This is a genomic window from Neokomagataea anthophila, from assembly GCF_018122595.1.
Classification (GTDB): Bacteria; Pseudomonadota; Alphaproteobacteria; order Acetobacterales; family Acetobacteraceae; genus Gluconobacter; species Gluconobacter anthophilus.
In genome coordinates this window covers 206,409-223,191 of the sequence record NZ_JAGRQH010000002.1, presented here as the reverse complement: position 1 = coordinate 223,191, position 16,783 = coordinate 206,409, and the positions used below count along the sequence as shown (strand labels likewise).

Genomic DNA, 16,783 nt, shown 5'->3' with positions numbered 1-16,783 from the left:
GTTAAGCGACTCCGTACCACCGCGGTTCGGGAACGCAATATTAGGGGAGTCCCGGATATGGCCAAAAAAGTTGTTGGCTACATCAAGCTGCAGATCCCGGCGGGTAAAGCTAATCCGTCACCACCAGTCGGTCCAGCACTGGGTCAACGCGGTCTGAACATCATGCAGTTCTGCAAAGAGTTCAACGCGAAGACGCAAGGTCTTGAGCCAGGTATGCCAATCCCGGTGGTTATCACCGCGTATGCAGACCGTACGTTCAGCTTCATCACGAAGACGCCACCAAACACCTACTTCCTTTTGAAAGCTGCAAAGATTTCTAAGGGTAGCCAGACGGTTGGTAAGGCTGCTTCAGTTGGTTCCGTAACGACGGCTCAATTGCGTGAAATCGCTGAGACGAAGTTCAAGGACATGAACGCTAACGACATTGATGGTGCAGTTCGCATGCTTGCGGGTTCTGCTAAGTCAATCGGTCTCGATGTGGTGGAGGGCTGATATCATGGCGAAGAACAAGCGTCTGACGGCTGCTCAAGCTACTGTTGAGCGTAACAAGCCTTATGCACTTTCTGAAGCTGTTGCTTTGGTTAAGGGTAATGCAAAGGCAAAGTTCGACGAAACAATCGAAGTTTCTTTGAATCTTGGTATCGACCCACGTCACGCTGACCAAATGGTCCGTGGTCTGATTTCCCTGCCGCATGGTACGGGTAAGACGTTGCGTGTTGGCGTATTCGCACGTGGTGCTAAGGCTGAAGAAGCTTTGGCTGCTGGTGCGGAAGTTGTTGGTGCAGAAGATCTGGCTGAAAAGATTCAAGCTGGTGAAATCGCATTCGATCGCTGCATTGCGACGCCTGACATGATGGCTCTGGTTGGTCGTCTTGGTAAGATCCTTGGTCCACGTGGCCTGATGCCGAACCCACGTCTCGGTACGGTAACGATGGATGTTAAGGGTGCGATCACGGCTGCTAAGTCCGGTCAGGTTGAATACCGCGCTGAAAAAGCTGGTATTATCCATGCTGGTGTTGGTAAGGCTTCTTTCGACGAAGCAAAGCTGGTTGAGAATATCAACGCTCTGGTTGATGCTGTTCAAAAGGCGCGTCCAACTGGTGCGAAGGGTACCTACCTGAAGAAGGCTGCTCTGTCTTCTACGATGGGCCCGGGCGTCCGTGTGGATGTTTCCAGCTTCCAGGCGTAATTTTCGCCTGAGTTTGCCGAGGGGGTTTTCTCCCTCGGTTTAGAATGACGCCGCACTTCGGTGTGGTGGCGTAGGGGGCGATGCTTTCGGGTGTTGCTTCCCAACCTGTCCAAGATCGCGCGTGATATTTCGCTCAGCGAGGTGTCCTAAAGGGCGTAAAGCCGCGAGCGTCAGATGGGGCGTCAGTGTCTAATGTAGTTTAGGCTGCAATGCACTTGGAACGCTCTTGGCTGGACAGGCGAGCGGAGTAGTTTTGCTTTTAAGTGGGGCTACTCCATGGGTAACCGGGTCTGATTTCGATCAGACTGACGAGGAGACTGGTTTTGGACCGCACGGAAAAACGGGCCTTTGTCTCGTTCCTCGCCGAGGTGTTCGCAAGCACGTCAATGGTAGTCGTCACCCAGAATAAGGGTTTGACGGTTGCTGATGTGACGGAATTGCGTCGCCAGATTCGGGCTGTAGGGGCGACATATAAGGTTGCGAAGAACCGGCTGGCCAGCCGCGCTCTGGATGGGACCCAATTCGACGGTATCGTACCTCTGCTGAAGGGTCCGACTGCGCTTGCGTGGTCTGAAGATCCAGTGGCAGTGGCGAAGGTTATCGTTGAGTTCGCCAAGAAGAACGAAAAGTTGGTAGTGCTCGGTGGCGCTCTCGGCTCCCAGACGCTGGACGTCAACGGGGTCAAGGCTCTTGCCGAACTGCCGTCGCTTGATGAGCTGCGTGCAAAGCTGGTTGGTATGATCCAAACGCCAGCTACGCGTATCGCAGGTATCACTCAAGCGCCGGCTGGCCAACTTGCTCGCGTTCTTGGCGCCTATGCCGAGACCGGCGACACGGAAGCCGCCTAAGAGTTGGATCTACGCTGCGGCGTAAATCCTTTACCACGACATTAGTGCATTACACAGGAAGAAAACCATGGCCGATCTGGCAAAGATTGTTGAAGAGCTGTCAGCTCTGACCGTTCTCGAAGCTGCTGAACTGTCCAAGCTTCTCGAAGAGAAGTGGGGCGTTTCTGCTGCTGCTCCAGTTGCTGCTGCTGCTGCTGCTCCAGCTGCTGCTGCTGCTGCTGCTGAAGAAAAGACCGAATTTGACGTTGTCCTGGCATCTGCTGGCGACAAGAAGATCAACGTCATTAAGGAAATCCGTGGCATCACGGGCCTGGGTCTGAAGGAAGCTAAGGACCTGGTCGAAGGCGCACCGAAGACCGTTAAGGAAGGCGCGTCTAAGGACGAAGCTGAAAAGATCAAGGCCGCTCTTGAAGCAGCTGGTGCAAAGGTCGAAGTTAAGTAATTAACTCGACTGGATCGCTCTCCTCTTGGGGGGGGGTGATTTCTGCGAAAGCAGACGGACGGGGCGGGAATCGCATGCGGTTCCCGCCCGATTTGCCGTTGGCGAAAACTTCGCGTATAGTGCGCGACTCGCCACGTTAATGATAACCAGTTTGGTCCGGTCGTTCCGGTCGCCCGTCAGGGAAGTGGGTTTTCCTGACTTCTATCCGGGCGCCCCGAAGGTCTGGTGCAGAGGGCAATAATAGATGAACGCGATCGCCAAATCGTTCACGGGACGCAAGAGGATCCGCAAAAGTTTCGGGCGTATCCCCGAAATCGCGCCGATGCCCAATCTGATCGATGTGCAGCGCGCTTCGTATGAAGCGTTCCTGCAGATGAACGTGAGTCCTGATGCGCGGCAAGAAGCCGGGCTTCAAGAAGTGTTCCGTTCGGTCTTCCCGATCAACGATTTTGCGGGCCGTGGACGTCTGGATTTCGTTTCCTACGAATTCGAAGAGCCGAAATACGACGTCGAAGAATGTATTCAACGTGGCCTGACATTTGCGGCTCCGTTGAAGGTGATCCTGCGTCTGACGACGTGGGATATCGATGAAGATACAGGATCACGCTCCATTCATGATTTGAAGGAGCAGCCGGTTTACATGGGCGACATGCCGCTCATGACCGATAATGGTACCTTCATCATCAATGGCACAGAGCGTGTCATTGTTTCTCAAATGCATCGTAGCCCGGGCGTGTTCTTTGATCACGACAAGGGTAAGACGCATTCTTCTGGTAAATATCTTTTCGCAGCACGTGTGATCCCTTACCGTGGTTCATGGCTCGACTTCGAGTTCGATGCCAAGGACCTGATCTACGTTCGTATCGATCGTAAGCGTAAGCTGCCTGTCACCACGTTGCTTTATGCGCTGGCTGGTGAGAATTATATCGCGCAGCGCGCAGCAAAAGAAGCAGACGGCGGTGATGTTGATTCGCTCGACATCGCGGGTATGGATCAGGATGAAATCCTGAACTACTTCTACGGAATGGTGCCGTTCACCCGTCAGGGTGATTCTTGGGCGCGTCCGTTCGAGCCAGAAGCGTTCCGTGGTTTGAAGCTGCTGAGCCCGCTGGTTGACGCTGATACCGGTGAAGTTGTTGCTGAAGCTGATGCTAAGCTGACGGGCCGTATGGTTCGTAAGATTGCTGAAAAGACCCGCGTTGTGCAGGTTGGCCGTTTGGATGTGCTTGGTCGCTTCCTTGCGTATGACTTGGTGAACGAGAATACGGGTGAAATCTACGGCGAAGCAGGCGATGAACTGACGGAAGACCGTCTTGCAGCGCTGGAAGAGCAGGGCATCACGGAACTGCCGACACTGGCTGTTGATGGTTCGCATGGTCCCTGGATCCGTAATACGCTGGCTGCTGATAAGAACACGAGCCGTGACGAAGCGTTGATTGATATCTACCGCGTCATGCGCCCAGGTGAGCCGCCGACCAAGGAAACGGCAGAAGCCATGTTCCATGGTCTCTTCTTTGCATCTGACCGCTATGATCTGTCATCGGTTGGTCGTGTGAAGATGAACATGCGTCTGGATGTTGAAACGCCGGATACGCTGCGTGTTCTGCGTAAAGAAGATATTCTGCGCACGATTAAGATCATGTGCGACCTGAAGGATGGTCGTGGTCAGATCGACGATATTGATAACTTGGGTAACCGTCGTGTTCGTTCAGTGGGCGAATTGATGGAAAACCAGTATCGCGTTGGTCTGCTCCGTATGGAGCGCGCTATCCGTGAGCGTATGGGCTCTGTCGACATTGATACGGTCATGCCGCATGACTTGATTAATGCGAAGCCAGCCGCTGCTGCTGTGCGTGAGTTCTTCGGTTCGTCACAGCTTAGCCAGTTTATGGACCAAACTAACCCACTCTCTGAAGTGACGCATAAGCGTCGTCTTTCAGCGCTTGGTCCGGGTGGTTTGACACGTGAACGCGCAGGCTTTGAAGTTCGTGACGTTCATCCAACGCATTATGGTCGTATCTGCCCAATCGAAACGCCTGAAGGCCCGAACATTGGTCTGATTAACTCACTTTCGACTTACGCGAAGGTGAATAAATACGGCTTCATCGAAACGCCTTACCGTCTGGTTAAGGACGGCGTTCTGCAGGACGGCTGGAAGTATCTTTCTGCGATGCAGGAAGAGAAGCTGGTCGTTGCTCAGGCTGATGCAAAGCAGGATGCTGATGGTCAACTGACGGATGAACTGGTTTCCGTTCGTAAGTCTGGTGACTTCCGCGTGGTTCCGCCGGAACAAGTTACCGCTTGTGACGTTTCGCCGAAGCAGTTGGTGTCTGTTGCTGCTGCGTTGATTCCGTTCCTTGAGAACGATGACGCGAACCGCGCACTGATGGGCGCGAACATGCAACGTCAGGCTGTGCCGCTGGTACGTGCGGATGCACCGCTAGTTGGTACGGGTATGGAATCCGCTGTGGCGCGCGATTCTGGTGCGACCATCGTTGCAAAGCGTAAAGGTGTCATCGATCAAATCGATGGTGCGCGTATCGTTGTCCGCGTAACGGATGATGCAGGTTCAACGCAGGGTGTCGATATTTATCGTCTGCGTAAGTACATGCGTTCAAACCAGTCCACCTGCATTAACCAACGTCCGTTGGTGAAGGTTGGTGACACGGTTCATGCTGGCGATATTATCGCTGATGGTCCGTCTACTGATCTGGGTGATCTGGCACTTGGCCGTAACGTGCTCGTCGCGTTTATGCCATGGAACGGTTACAACTTTGAGGATTCCATCCTCATTTCCGAGCGCATCGCGCGTGATGACGTCTTTACCTCGATCCATATCGAGGAATTTGAGGTCATGGCTCGTGATACCAAGCTTGGCCAAGAAGAAATCACGCGTGACATTCCGAATGTCGGTGAAGAAGCTCTGCGTAACCTCGACGAGGCCGGTATCGTCTATGTCGGTGCAGAAGTTAATCCGGGTGATATTCTGGTCGGTAAGGTAACACCGAAGGGTGAAAGCCCGATGACGCCAGAAGAGAAGCTTCTGCGCGCTATCTTTGGTGAAAAGGCTTCGGATGTTCGTGATACGTCTCTGAAGTTGCCGCCTGGAACGAGTGGTACCATTGTTGACGTCCGCGTCTTCTCGCGTCGTGGCGTGGATAAAGACGAACGTGCGATGGCAATCGAACGCTCTGAAATTGAGCGTTTGACGAAGGATCGTGACGACGAACGCGGCATTCAAGAGCGCAGCTTCTATAACCGTCTACGTGAGCGTCTGGTTGGTCAAACGGCAGGTTCTGGCTTCAAGGGTATCCGTACGGGTACGCCGATTACGGCTGAACTGCTTGACGAGCACCAGAAGGTGACGTGGCGTAACATCGTTGTATCTTCTGACGAAGTTACAGCGGAGTTGGAAACGCTGCGCGCTGAGTTCGATGAAGCGGTTCGTCGTATCAATGCACGCTTTGACAACAAGGTTGAGAAGCTGCAGCGTGGTGATGAGCTGCCACCGGGCGTAATGAAGATGGTTAAGGTCTTCGTTGCTGTGAAGCGTAAGCTTCAGCCAGGTGATAAGATGGCGGGTCGTCACGGGAATAAGGGTGTTGTATCCCGCGTTGTTCCTGTGGAAGACATGCCATTCTTGGAGAACGGTCAGGCGGTCGATATCGTTCTGAACCCGCTCGGCGTGCCGTCACGAATGAATATCGGGCAGATCCTTGAAACCCATCTGGGTTGGGCTTGTGCGAATATCGGCGCCAGCATCGGCGAAATGGTCGATGAATATCAGCGTACGGGTGAGCGTAAGCAAGATCTGTTGGATCGTCTGCGTGAAGTTTATGGCGATGCTGTTTTCGAGCAGGATGTCGCTACGCTTCCGAATGAGCAGTTGGTTGAACTCGCGAATAACCTTCGCAAGGGCTTGCCAATCGCAACGCCAGTCTTCGACGGTGCGTCCATTCCGGATATTGAAGACATGCTGGCAAAAGCTGGTGTGGATACATCCGGTCAGTCTCAGCTGATTGATGGTCGTACAGGTGAGCCGTTCGAGCGTAAGACGACGGTTGGCTACATCTATATGTTGAAGCTGCATCACCTTGTGGACGATAAAATCCACGCACGTTCGATCGGTCCATACTCGCTTGTTACGCAGCAGCCGCTGGGTGGTAAGGCACAGTTTGGTGGGCAGCGTTTTGGTGAGATGGAGGTCTGGGCACTGGAAGCATACGGTGCGGCTTACACCTTGCAAGAAATGCTAACGGTGAAGTCGGATGACGTTTCTGGTCGTACCAAGGTTTATGAAGCTATCGTGCGTGAGCAAGATGACTTCGAAGCGGGTATCCCGGAGAGCTTCAACGTTCTGATCAAGGAGCTGAAGTCGCTCGGCTTGAATGTCGAGCTGGAGCAGGGGGAATCCTGATCCGTGCTTCGTAGCTTCACTTCACGATACAATTTTGACCTGTCCGCGGGAAACCGCGGCGCAGATTGGGGTTTCGGCGCATGAACGAACTCATGAAGATTCTCGGTCAGACCGGCCAGTCCTTGACCTTTGATCACATCAAGATCCAGCTCGCTTCGAGCGAGCAGATCCGCTCTTGGTCTTTTGGTGAGATTAAAAAGCCAGAGACGATCAACTACCGTACATTTAAGCCAGAGCGGGATGGTCTGTTCTGTGCGCGTATTTTTGGTCCTATTAAGGACTACGAATGCTTGTGCGGTAAGTATAAGCGGATGAAATTCCGCGGCATCGTCTGTGAGAAGTGCGGTGTTGAGGTTACGCTGGCGAAGGTTCGTCGTGAGCGTATGGGCCATATTGAGTTGGCCTCACCTGTTGCGCATATCTGGTTCCTGAAGTCCTTGCCGAGCCGCATTGCTACAATGCTGGATCTGCCGCTGAAGGACGTTGAGCCCGTTCTGTATTTCGAGCGCTTTTTGGTGCTGGATAAGGGCGTCTGTGATTCTGATCAGATCGAGTCCTATAAGCACGGTAAGAAGCGTGACCAGTATCTTCTGGACGAAATTCGCTGTGAAGATCTGCTCGACGAATACCCAGATGCGGGTATTGAAGTTGGGATCGGTGCGGAAGCCATCAAGAAGGCTCTTTCCAGCTATGACTGGGGTATCCCGAATGATGAAGAACGCGCACTAAGCCTCGCAGCTCAGGAGCAGGGTCGTCCGGATCCGTTCGACTATGACGCAGAAGTCATGGAAGGCGACTCCGAAAAGACGATGATGCGTAAGAAGTTGCGTAAGGCAACGTCTGAAGCTGCTCGTAAGAAGCTGGTTAAGCGTCTGAAGCTGGTTGAATCCTTCGTTGAGAGTGGTTCACGCCCGGATTGGATGATCATGGACATCGTTCCAGTGATCCCGCCGGAACTACGCCCGCTAGTACCGCTGGATGGTGGTCGTTTTGCAACGTCTGATCTGAACGATCTGTACCGCCGCGTTATCAACCGTAACAACCGTTTGAAGCGTCTGATCGAACTTCGTGCACCGGATATTATTGTCCGTAACGAAAAGCGTATGTTGCAGGAAGCTGTTGATGCGCTGTTCGATAACGGCCGTCGTGGTCGTGCGATTACGGGTGCGAATAAGCGTCCTCTGAAGTCTCTTTCAGATATGCTGAAGGGTAAGCAGGGCCGTTTCCGTCAAAACCTTCTTGGTAAGCGTGTTGACTACTCTGGCCGTTCCGTCATCGTGGTGGGACCAGAGTTGAAGCTGCATCAGTGTGGTCTTCCGAAGAAGATGGCGCTGGAGCTCTTCAAGCCGTTCATCTACTCCAAGCTTGAGAAGTATGGTCACGCGACAACCATTAAAGCTGCAAAGCGTATGGTTGAGAAAGAGCGTCCGGAAGTCTGGGATATCCTTGAAGAGGTTATCCGCGAACATCCCGTGATGCTGAACCGTGCACCGACGCTCCACCGTTTGGGTATCCAAGCGTTCGAGCCGACGTTGATCGAAGGTAAGGCGATTCAGCTGCATCCGTTGGTCTGTACAGCGTTTAACGCTGACTTCGACGGTGACCAAATGGCTGTTCACGTGCCGCTGTCGCTGGAAGCTCAGCTTGAAGCACGCGTGTTGATGATGTCCACCAACAACATCCTCAGCCCGGCTAACGGTAAGCCGATTATCGTGCCGTCTCAGGATATTGTCTTGGGTCTGTACTATCTGAGCCTTGAAGTGCCTGAATACCGTGCGACGCCGGATGAACCGGTGATCGAAGGGGATAAGGTTGTTAAGGCAGGGCCACCGGCTTATTCAGATGTGTCTGAAATTGAGAGCGCCATGCTGGCGGGCTCGTTGCAGTTGCACGATAAGATTCGTCTGCGTCTGAATACGGTTGATGCTGATGGTAATAAGATCCGTGAAACGATCTTGACGACGCCGGGTCGTGCTTTGATTGCACAGATTCTGCCACGCCATCCGCTGGTCCCATTCAGCTTGATCAATAAGCAATTGACGAAGAAGAACGTGTCTGACGTGATTGACACGGTTTATCGTCATTGTGGTCAGAAAGAAGCGGTGATCTTCTGTGACCGTTTGATGGCTCTTGGTTTCCGTCACGCTGCGCGTGCTGGTATTTCCTTCGGTAAGGATGACATGATCATCCCAGCTGAGAAGGCGACGCTGGTTTCGCATACGGCTGACGAAGTCAAGGAATTCGAACAGCAGTATCAGGATGGTCTGATTACAGCTGGCGAGCGCTACAATAAGGTGGTTGATGCTTGGTCGCGTTGCACGGATGAAGTGCAAGCTGCGATGCTGAAAGAAATTTCCAAGCAAGTCATCGGTAAGCCGACGAACTCTGTGTGGATGATGAGCCACTCCGGTGCTCGTGGGTCGCCAGCGCAGATGAAGCAGCTTGCGGGTATGCGTGGTCTGATGGTGAAGCCATCAGGTGAGATTATTGAGCAACCGATTATCGCAAACTTTAAAGAAGGTTTGTCGGTTCTCGATTACTTCACCTCAAGCCATGGTGCGCGTAAGGGCCTTGCTGACACCGCTCTGAAGACAGCTAACTCTGGTTATCTGACGCGTCGTCTGGTGGACGTTGCTCAAGACTGCATCATTGTTGAAAATGATTGTGGTACGGAGCGTGGCCTCACGGTTCGTGCGGTTATGGATAGCGGTGAAGTTGTTGCTTCGTTGTCTGAGCGTATTCTGGGCCGTACGATCTCCAAGGATGTTCTGCACCCTGTAACGCAGGAAGTCGTAGCGCCACGCAATGCGCTGGTAGATGAAGCTATGGCCGAAGCTATCGAGAAGGCAGGCGTTGAAAGCATCGAGATTCGCTCGGTTCTGACATGTGATAGCCGCGTTGGTATTTGTGGTCATTGCTATGGCCGCGATCTGGCGCGTGGTACCCCGGTCAACATTGGTGAAGCTGTAGGTGTTATTGCCGCGCAGTCCATCGGTGAGCCGGGCACGCAGCTGACCATGCGTACCTTCCATATTGGTGGTGCGGCGACGCGTGGTGCTGAGCAGTCCATGGTGGAAGCATCTCGTGATGGCGTGATTACGATTAAGAATCGTAACGTTGTCGAGAACTCACAAAAAGTTCCGGTCGTTATGTCCCGTAACTGTGAGCTTCTACTGAAGGACGAGAACGGTGTTGAGCGTGCTCGTTACCGTGTGCCTTACGGTGCGCGTTTGATGGTGGGTGAAGGTGAGACGGTTGCACGTGGCCAGAAGATGGCTGAGTGGGATCCGTACACCCTCCCAATCATCACGGAGCGTGCGGGTACGGTTGAGTATCTGGACCTGATCGATTCAATTACGCTTGTTGAGCGTATGGATGAAGTGACGGGCCTGAGCTCGAAGGTTGTCGTTGACTATAAGCAGGCAGCAAAGGGTGTAGATTTGCGCCCACGTCTGCAGCTTAAGGACGAAGCAGGTAACGTTGTTAAGCTGGTAAACGGCAATGACGCGCGTTACTTCCTGTCACCAGACTCGATTCTTTCGGTTGAGAATGGCGCTGTTGTTCATGCGGGTGACGTGTTGGCACGTATTCCGCGTGAAGGTTCTAAGACGCGTGACATTACCGGTGGTCTGCCGCGCGTGGCTGAACTCTTTGAAGCACGTAAGCCAAAAGATCATGCGATCATTGCTGAAGGTGATGGCCGTATTGAATTTGGTAAGGACTACAAGTCTAAGCGCTGTGTCATTGTGAAGAACGATGAGACGGATGAAGAGACACAGTACCTGATTCCTAAGGGCAAGCATGTTTCCGTTCAGGAAGGTGACTTTGTCCAAAAGGGTGACCCATTGGTCGATGGTCCTCGTGTGCCGCATGACATTCTAAAGGTTATGGGTATTGAGGCGCTGTCTGATTACTTGGTGAACGAAATTCAGGACGTTTATCGACTGCAGGGTGTGAAGATCAACGATAAGCACATTGAGGTGATTGTTCGCCAAATGCTGCAGAAGGTTGAGATTCTGGAGCCTGGTGATTCGACGTACCTGATTGGTGAGACGGTGGATCGTATTGAGTACGAGATTGAGAACCAACGTCTGATCGAAAATGGTGATACTCCTGCGAACGCTATGCCGGTCCTGCAGGGTATTACAAAGGCGTCGCTGCAAACGCAGTCCTTCATCTCGGCTGCATCCTTCCAGGAGACCACACGTGTCCTGACGGATGCTGCAACCTCCGGTAAGATCGATACATTGAACGGTCTGAAAGAAAACGTGATTGTTGGGCGCCTGATCCCTGCAGGAACGGGTAGCGTTATGAACCGTCTCCGTGGTATTGCAGCGAGCGAAGACCGTCGTCGAGTCGCACGACCGGCGACTGCAGTTGAAGATGCGGCAGAATAATCTGCTGCATTGCTTGTCCGTTCTTTAGAGAATGGGGGGTGTGGATTCGGATCTGATTTATTAGCGATTACGCTAGAATCGGTCCAATCTTCGCCGAAACACTTGACTTAGTGCGGAACCTTTTGTAGGTTCCGCGCCCTCGGCTACCCCCGCCTCTCGAGGCGAATTAAGCCGTCGAAGATAAAAGAATCGCTTGCGGTGCCGCTAATCTCCTTCGGGAGATGATTGCTAAGGCCGTAGGCACTTTTTAAGCCGTGAAAGTCGCATCAAGTGACTTTCGTGGCTTGATAAGCAGTAGGCAGGCGGGTAGCCCGCGTGTCGGTGAGAAATAGGTGAAGACAGGGAGTTTTGGCTCTCTGTCTGGAGCAAGACAAGGATTGGGAAGGGCGCATGCCGACCATCAACCAGTTGATCGCGAACGGCCGTGAGCCGGCCGCAAAGCGGAACAAGGTTCCTGCCCTGCAGGGCTGTCCCCAGAAGCGTGGCGTTTGCACGCGCGTCTACACGGTTACTCCGAAAAAGCCGAACTCCGCTCTGCGTAAGGTCGCCAAGGTGCGTCTGACCAACGGGTATGAGGTCGTGAGCTATATTCCGGGTGAAGGGCACAACCTGCAGGAGCATAGCGTTGTTCTTATCCGTGGTGGTCGTGTAAAGGACCTTCCCGGTGTGCGTTATCACATCCTGCGCGGCGTGCTTGACACGCAGGGTATCGCTAAGCGTCGTCAGCGTCGTTCGCTGTATGGCGCGAAGCGTCCGAAGTAAGAGGTATTTGGCATGAGTCGCCGTCACCGCGCTGTAAAGCGTGAAATCCTTCCTGATCCAAAATTCGGTGACGTTGTCATCACGCGCTTCATGAATGCGCTGATGTATGACGGCAAGAAGTCCACGGCAGAGGGCATCGTTTACGGTGCGCTTGAAGTTCTGCGTAGCCGTGGTGGATCTTCTGCTGATCCGGTTGCTATGTTCCACTCTGCGCTTGACAATGTGAAGCCGGCTGTTGAAGTCCGCTCACGTCGCGTCGGTGGTGCAACCTATCAGGTTCCTGTCGAAGTTCGTGCAGAACGTCGTCAGGCGCTGGCGATCCGCTGGCTTATCGATGCTTCTCGTAAGCGTGGTGAAAACACAATGTGTGATCGCCTCTCGAACGAACTGATGGATGCGGTGAACAACCGTGGTTCAGCAGTTAAGAAGCGCGAAGACACCCACCGTATGGCTGAAGCGAATAAAGCGTTCAGCCACTATCGCTGGTAAACAGAACCCGCTAAAGGGCTTCCGGCAGTGTCTCAGTTTTCTGAGGCACTCACTGGGAAGAACTTTTCAGTCTTACCCCCGCCTTATGGAAAGGTGGGGTTTTGGAGAGAGACGATGGCAAAGGCTAAATTCGAGCGGAATAAGCCGCATCTGAACATCGGCACCATTGGTCACGTTGACCATGGTAAGACGTCGCTGACGGCTGCGATCACCAAGACGCTGGCAAAAGCTGGTGGTGCTGAATTCCGCGCGTACGACATGATCGACGCGGCTCCGGAAGAGCGTGCTCGTGGTATCACCATTTCAACGGCTCACGTTGAGTATGAGACGGCTAACCGTCACTATGCTCACGTTGACTGTCCTGGTCACGCCGACTACGTGAAGAACATGATCACGGGTGCGGCGCAGATGGACGGCGCGATCCTGGTGGTTTCCGCTGCTGACGGCCCAATGCCGCAAACGCGTGAGCACATCCTGCTTGCACGTCAAGTTGGTGTTCCGGCTCTGGTAGTCTTCCTGAATAAGGTTGACCAAGTTGATGACGAAGAGCTTCTTGAGCTCGTCGAAATGGAAGTTCGTGAACTTCTGTCATCTTACCAGTTCCCTGGCGACGATATCCCCATCATCAAGGGTTCCGCTCTGGTAACTCTCGAAGACGGTGACGTTGCAATCGGTGAAGACCGCGTTAAAGAGCTGATGGATGCCGTTGATGCGTACATCCCGCAGCCAGAGCGTCCGGTTGACCGTCCGTTCCTGATGCCGATCGAAGACGTGTTCTCGATCTCAGGTCGTGGTACGGTGGTAACGGGTCGTGTTGAGCGTGGCGTGATCAACGTTGGTGACGAAGTTGAAATCGTTGGTCTTAAGGACACGACGAAGACGACCGTTACGGGTGTTGAAATGTTCCGTAAGCTGCTCGATCGTGGTGAAGCTGGTGATAACATTGGCGCACTGGTTCGTGGCACGAAGCGTGAAGACGTTGAGCGTGGTCAAGTTCTGGCAAAGCCAGGCTCCATTACGCCTCATAAGACCTTCAAGGCTGAAGCTTACATCCTGACGAAGGAAGAAGGTGGGCGTCATACGCCATTCTTCACGAATTACCGTCCTCAGTTCTACTTCCGTACGACTGACGTGACGGGCGTTGTTCAGCTTCCGGAAGGCACCGAAATGGTCATGCCGGGCGACAACGTTGCTATGGACGTGGAGCTGATCGCTCCTATCGCCATGGATGAAGGCCTGCGCTTCGCAATTCGCGAAGGTGGCCGTACCGTGGGTGCAGGCGTGGTTTCTTCCATTAGCGCCTAATCTCCTGCGTCTCGCCGTTGGCGGAAGGGCCCCGGTCGGATTATCCGGCCGGGGTTCCTTTCAGTCACGGCAGTAGCAGGACGACGCCCGAATTTTTGAGTTGGACGAATAAGACTATGGACAACCAGAACATCCGCATTCGCCTAAAGGCGTACGATCATCGCGTGCTGGACAACAGCACTAAAGAGATCGTAAACACGGCGAAGCGTACGGGTGCGCGGGTTCGGGGTCCGATCCCGCTGCCGACGCATATCGAACGGTTCACGGTGAACCGTTCTCCACACGTGGATAAGAAAAGCCGCGAACAGTTCGAAATTCGGACTCACCGCCGGCTGCTCGACATTGTTGAGCCGACCCCGCAGACCGTGGACGCCCTCATGAAGCTCGACCTCGCCGCTGGCGTTGATGTCGAGATCAAACTCTAAGGTCCAGACGATGCGTACCGGATTGATTGCAAAGAAGCTGGGTATGACCCGGCTGTTTAAGGATGATGGCACTCATGTGCCTGTAACGGTCCTTCATCTTGACAACGTTGAGGTGGTGGACGCTCGCACAAACGAGCGCGACGGCTATACAGCTGTTCAGCTTGGCTTGAGCAACGCAAAGGTGAAGAACGTCACCAAGGCCAATCGTGGTCATTTTGCGCGCGCTAAAGTTGAGCCGAAGAAGCATCTTGTGGAATTCCGCGTAGCGGAAGACGCAGTGCTTGAAGCTGGTACCAAGCTGTCAGCGGCTCACTTTGTTGTTGGGCAGAAAGTTGACGTTACGGGCCAGAGCAAAGGTAAAGGCTTTGCGGGCGTTATGAAACGTCACAACTTCGCAGGTCTTGAAGCCACGCACGGCGTGTCCATCAGTCACCGTTCTCACGGTTCTACAGGCCAACGCCAGGATCCTGGTAAGGTCTTTAAGGGCAAGAAGATGGCGGGTCATATGGGTGATGAGCGCGTTACGACGCTCAACCTTGAGATCGCGGCTGTCGACGAAGAACGCAACCTGTTGATGGTCAAGGGTGCGGTTCCAGGTGCGAAAGACAGCGTTGTGCTGATTCGCGATGCAATCAAGAAGGCTCGCCATGCCGATGCGCCGTACCCGGCAGCATCCGTGGCAGCCGCCGGTTGAGGACGAGGGGTATGCAGTACGATATCAAGACCCTCGATAACGGTAGCGCAGGTTCAATCACGCTTCCGGAAGAGATTTTCGCTGTAGCACCACGTGCCGACATTATGGCTCGTGTTGTTCACTGGCAGTTGGCAAAGCGCCGTGCAGGCACGCATCGTACCAAGGGTATGGGCGAAATTTCCGGCACGACGAAGAAGCCTTACCGCCAAAAAGGTACGGGTTCTGCACGTCAGGGCTCATTGCGTGCGCCGCAATTCCGTACGGGTGGTGTTGTTCATGGTCCGGTTGTCCGTGATCATGGCTATGACCTGCCTAAAAAGGTTCGTCGTCTTGGCCTGATCTCTGCGCTGTCGCAGAAGGCTGCTGATGGCAAGCTGATCGTGCTGGAAACAGCAAACGGCGTAAGCAAGACGCGTGAAGCTGCAGCAAAGCTGCAAGCTCTTGGCCTGACCTCTGCGCTGTTCGTGGATGGTACGGTTGATGAGCTGTTCGCTCGTGCAATTGCGAACCTGCCAAAGATTGACGTCATCCCGACGCTCGGGGCGAACGTCTATGACATTCTCAACCATGACGTGCTGGTTATCACGCGCGCTGGTCTTGAGGGGCTGAAGGAGCGCTTGGCATGACTTTACCTATCGTCATGAATGCTCGCAAAGCTGCTGAGAATCTCTCGCAGGAAGCGTTGTACGACGTGCTGCGTGCACCGTTGATCACGGAAAAGGCTACGCTTCTTTCAGAACGTAACCAGGTCGTGTTCAAGGTCGCGCTGACGGCGACGAAGCCACAGATCAAGGCCGCTGTTGAAAAGCTCTTCAACGTAAAGGTTTCTGGCGTAAGCACGCTGGTCCAGAAGGGCAAGATCAAGCGCGTCAAGGGGCGTCCCGGTCGTCGTTCCGACATCAAGAAGGCTTATGTTCAGCTCGCAGAAGGTCAATCCATTGACCTGACCGCAAAGCTGGGCTGAGGCGGGGTACACTACCATGGCATTGAAGCACTTTAATCCCACGACGCCGAGCACACGCGGCACCGTGCTGATTGACCGTAGCGAGCTCTGGAAGGGCAAGCCGGTCAAGCAGCTGACGGAAGGTAAGACGAAGTCTGGCGGCCGTAACAACCACGGTCGTACGACAGTTCGTTTCCGTGGCGGCGGGCACAAGCAGTCCTACCGTTATGTCGATTTCAAGCGTCGTAAGTTCGACGTTGCGGCAACGGTTGAACGTCTTGAGTACGATCCAAACCGTACAGCCTTTATCGCACTCATCAAGTATGATGATGGTGAACTGGCTTACATCCTGGCACCACAGCGTATTAAGGCTGGTGATCGTGTTGTTGCGGGTCACCGCACAGACGTAAAGCCGGGCAACGCTATGCCAATGGGCTCTATGCCGGTTGGTACGATCGTGCATAACATCGAGCTGAAGCAGGGCGCTGGTGGCAAGCTGGCACGTTCAGCTGGTACGTATGCGCAACTGGTCGGTAAGGACAACGGTTACGCCCAGATCAAGCTGCAGTCCGGTGAGCTGCGTCTTGTTCGTGGTGAGTGCATGGCAACTGTCGGCGCGGTTTCTAACCCCGACAACATGAACCAGCACATGGGTAAAGCCGGTCGTTCACGTTGGTTGGGCCGTCGTCCACACAACCGTGGCGTTGTCATGAACCCAGTTGATCACCCACATGGTGGTGGTGAAGGCCGCTCTTCCGGTGGTCGTCATCCGGTTACACCTTGGGGTGTACCGACAAAGGGTTACAAGACACGTGTTAACAAGAAGACGGACAGCCTGATTATCCGTCGCCGCAACCGCGGTAAGTAAGAGG

Annotated in this window: 14 protein-coding genes; all 14 read left to right on the top strand. The window is 53.8% G+C overall.

What is annotated here, in order from left to right:
* Positions 1-57: 57 nt before the first annotated feature.
* The 14 genes from rplK to rplB all read left to right on the top strand — a co-directional run bounded on the left by rplK (position 58) and on the right by rplB (position 16,779).
* Positions 58-492 carry a 50S ribosomal protein L11 gene (rplK, locus tag KB213_RS03945; RefSeq protein ID WP_068169702.1) on the top strand — a complete coding sequence of 145 codons (435 nt, stop codon included), beginning with the start codon at positions 58-60 and terminating at the stop codon, positions 490-492.
* A 4-nt stretch (positions 493-496) separates the two neighbouring features.
* Positions 497-1,189 (top strand): 50S ribosomal protein L1, encoded by a 693-nt coding sequence (gene rplA / locus KB213_RS03940; protein ID WP_068169705.1) that lies wholly within the window; start codon positions 497-499, stop codon positions 1,187-1,189.
* 323 nt (positions 1,190-1,512) lie between these two features.
* Positions 1,513-2,037 (top strand): 50S ribosomal protein L10, encoded by a 525-nt coding sequence (gene rplJ / locus KB213_RS03935; RefSeq protein WP_068169709.1) that lies wholly within the window; start codon positions 1,513-1,515, stop codon positions 2,035-2,037.
* A gap of 67 nt (positions 2,038-2,104) precedes the next feature.
* Complete coding sequence (rplL, locus tag KB213_RS03930) at positions 2,105-2,479, top strand: 50S ribosomal protein L7/L12 (RefSeq protein ID WP_211680729.1); 375 nt, start codon at positions 2,105-2,107, stop codon at positions 2,477-2,479.
* Between the two features lie 244 nt (positions 2,480-2,723).
* Complete coding sequence (gene rpoB, locus KB213_RS03925) at positions 2,724-6,896, top strand: DNA-directed RNA polymerase subunit beta (RefSeq protein ID WP_211680728.1); 4,173 nt, start codon at positions 2,724-2,726, stop codon at positions 6,894-6,896.
* 80 nt (positions 6,897-6,976) lie between these two features.
* Positions 6,977-11,293, top strand: a complete 4,317-nt coding sequence (rpoC, locus tag KB213_RS03920; RefSeq protein WP_068169719.1) for a DNA-directed RNA polymerase subunit beta' — start codon at positions 6,977-6,979, stop codon at positions 11,291-11,293.
* A 390-nt stretch (positions 11,294-11,683) separates the two neighbouring features.
* Positions 11,684-12,055, top strand: coding sequence for a 30S ribosomal protein S12 (rpsL, locus tag KB213_RS03915; protein ID WP_010502158.1), 372 nt, complete (start codon positions 11,684-11,686; stop codon positions 12,053-12,055).
* 12 nt (positions 12,056-12,067) lie between these two features.
* The gene (gene rpsG / locus KB213_RS03910) at positions 12,068-12,544 is read left to right on the top strand and encodes a 30S ribosomal protein S7 (RefSeq protein ID WP_211680727.1); all 477 of its coding nucleotides are present in this window, start codon (positions 12,068-12,070) and stop codon (positions 12,542-12,544) included.
* Positions 12,545-12,658: 114 nt separating this feature from the next.
* On the top strand, positions 12,659-13,849 hold the full coding sequence (gene tuf, locus KB213_RS03905) for an elongation factor Tu (protein ID WP_068169725.1): 1,191 nt from the start codon (positions 12,659-12,661) through the stop codon (positions 13,847-13,849).
* Positions 13,850-13,965: 116 nt separating this feature from the next.
* Positions 13,966-14,274 (top strand): 30S ribosomal protein S10, encoded by a 309-nt coding sequence (gene rpsJ / locus KB213_RS03900; protein WP_007282720.1) that lies wholly within the window; start codon positions 13,966-13,968, stop codon positions 14,272-14,274.
* Positions 14,275-14,284: 10 nt separating this feature from the next.
* Positions 14,285-14,968, top strand: coding sequence for a 50S ribosomal protein L3 (gene rplC, locus KB213_RS03895; RefSeq protein WP_068169728.1), 684 nt, complete (start codon positions 14,285-14,287; stop codon positions 14,966-14,968).
* 11 nt (positions 14,969-14,979) lie between these two features.
* Positions 14,980-15,594: a 50S ribosomal protein L4 gene (rplD, locus tag KB213_RS03890; RefSeq protein WP_068169730.1), complete on the top strand. Its 615-nt coding sequence runs from the start codon at positions 14,980-14,982 to the stop codon at positions 15,592-15,594.
* The gene (locus tag KB213_RS03885; protein ID WP_068169733.1) at positions 15,591-15,932 is read left to right on the top strand and encodes a 50S ribosomal protein L23; all 342 of its coding nucleotides are present in this window, start codon (positions 15,591-15,593) and stop codon (positions 15,930-15,932) included. Before rplD ends, KB213_RS03885 begins: the two co-directional genes overlap by 4 nt.
* Before the next feature lie 16 nt (positions 15,933-15,948).
* Positions 15,949-16,779 (top strand): 50S ribosomal protein L2, encoded by an 831-nt coding sequence (gene rplB, locus KB213_RS03880; RefSeq protein WP_068169736.1) that lies wholly within the window; start codon positions 15,949-15,951, stop codon positions 16,777-16,779.
* Positions 16,780-16,783 lie beyond the last annotated feature (4 nt).

Coding starts and splice junctions, on each gene's coding strand:
- rplC (WP_068169728.1), top strand. CDS start 14,285: ATGCGTACCGGATTGATTGCAAAGAAGCTGGGTATGACCCGGCTGTTT.
- rplD (WP_068169730.1), top strand. CDS start 14,980: ATGCAGTACGATATCAAGACCCTCGATAACGGTAGCGCAGGTTCAATC.
- rplA (WP_068169705.1), top strand. CDS start 497: ATGGCGAAGAACAAGCGTCTGACGGCTGCTCAAGCTACTGTTGAGCGT.
- rpoB (WP_211680728.1), top strand. CDS start 2,724: ATGAACGCGATCGCCAAATCGTTCACGGGACGCAAGAGGATCCGCAAA.
- KB213_RS03885 (WP_068169733.1), top strand. CDS start 15,591: ATGACTTTACCTATCGTCATGAATGCTCGCAAAGCTGCTGAGAATCTC.
- rpoC (WP_068169719.1), top strand. CDS start 6,977: ATGAACGAACTCATGAAGATTCTCGGTCAGACCGGCCAGTCCTTGACC.
- rplB (WP_068169736.1), top strand. CDS start 15,949: ATGGCATTGAAGCACTTTAATCCCACGACGCCGAGCACACGCGGCACC.
- rpsL (WP_010502158.1), top strand. CDS start 11,684: ATGCCGACCATCAACCAGTTGATCGCGAACGGCCGTGAGCCGGCCGCA.
- rpsG (WP_211680727.1), top strand. CDS start 12,068: ATGAGTCGCCGTCACCGCGCTGTAAAGCGTGAAATCCTTCCTGATCCA.
- rpsJ (WP_007282720.1), top strand. CDS start 13,966: ATGGACAACCAGAACATCCGCATTCGCCTAAAGGCGTACGATCATCGC.
- rplK (WP_068169702.1), top strand. CDS start 58: ATGGCCAAAAAAGTTGTTGGCTACATCAAGCTGCAGATCCCGGCGGGT.
- rplL (WP_211680729.1), top strand. CDS start 2,105: ATGGCCGATCTGGCAAAGATTGTTGAAGAGCTGTCAGCTCTGACCGTT.
- tuf (WP_068169725.1), top strand. CDS start 12,659: ATGGCAAAGGCTAAATTCGAGCGGAATAAGCCGCATCTGAACATCGGC.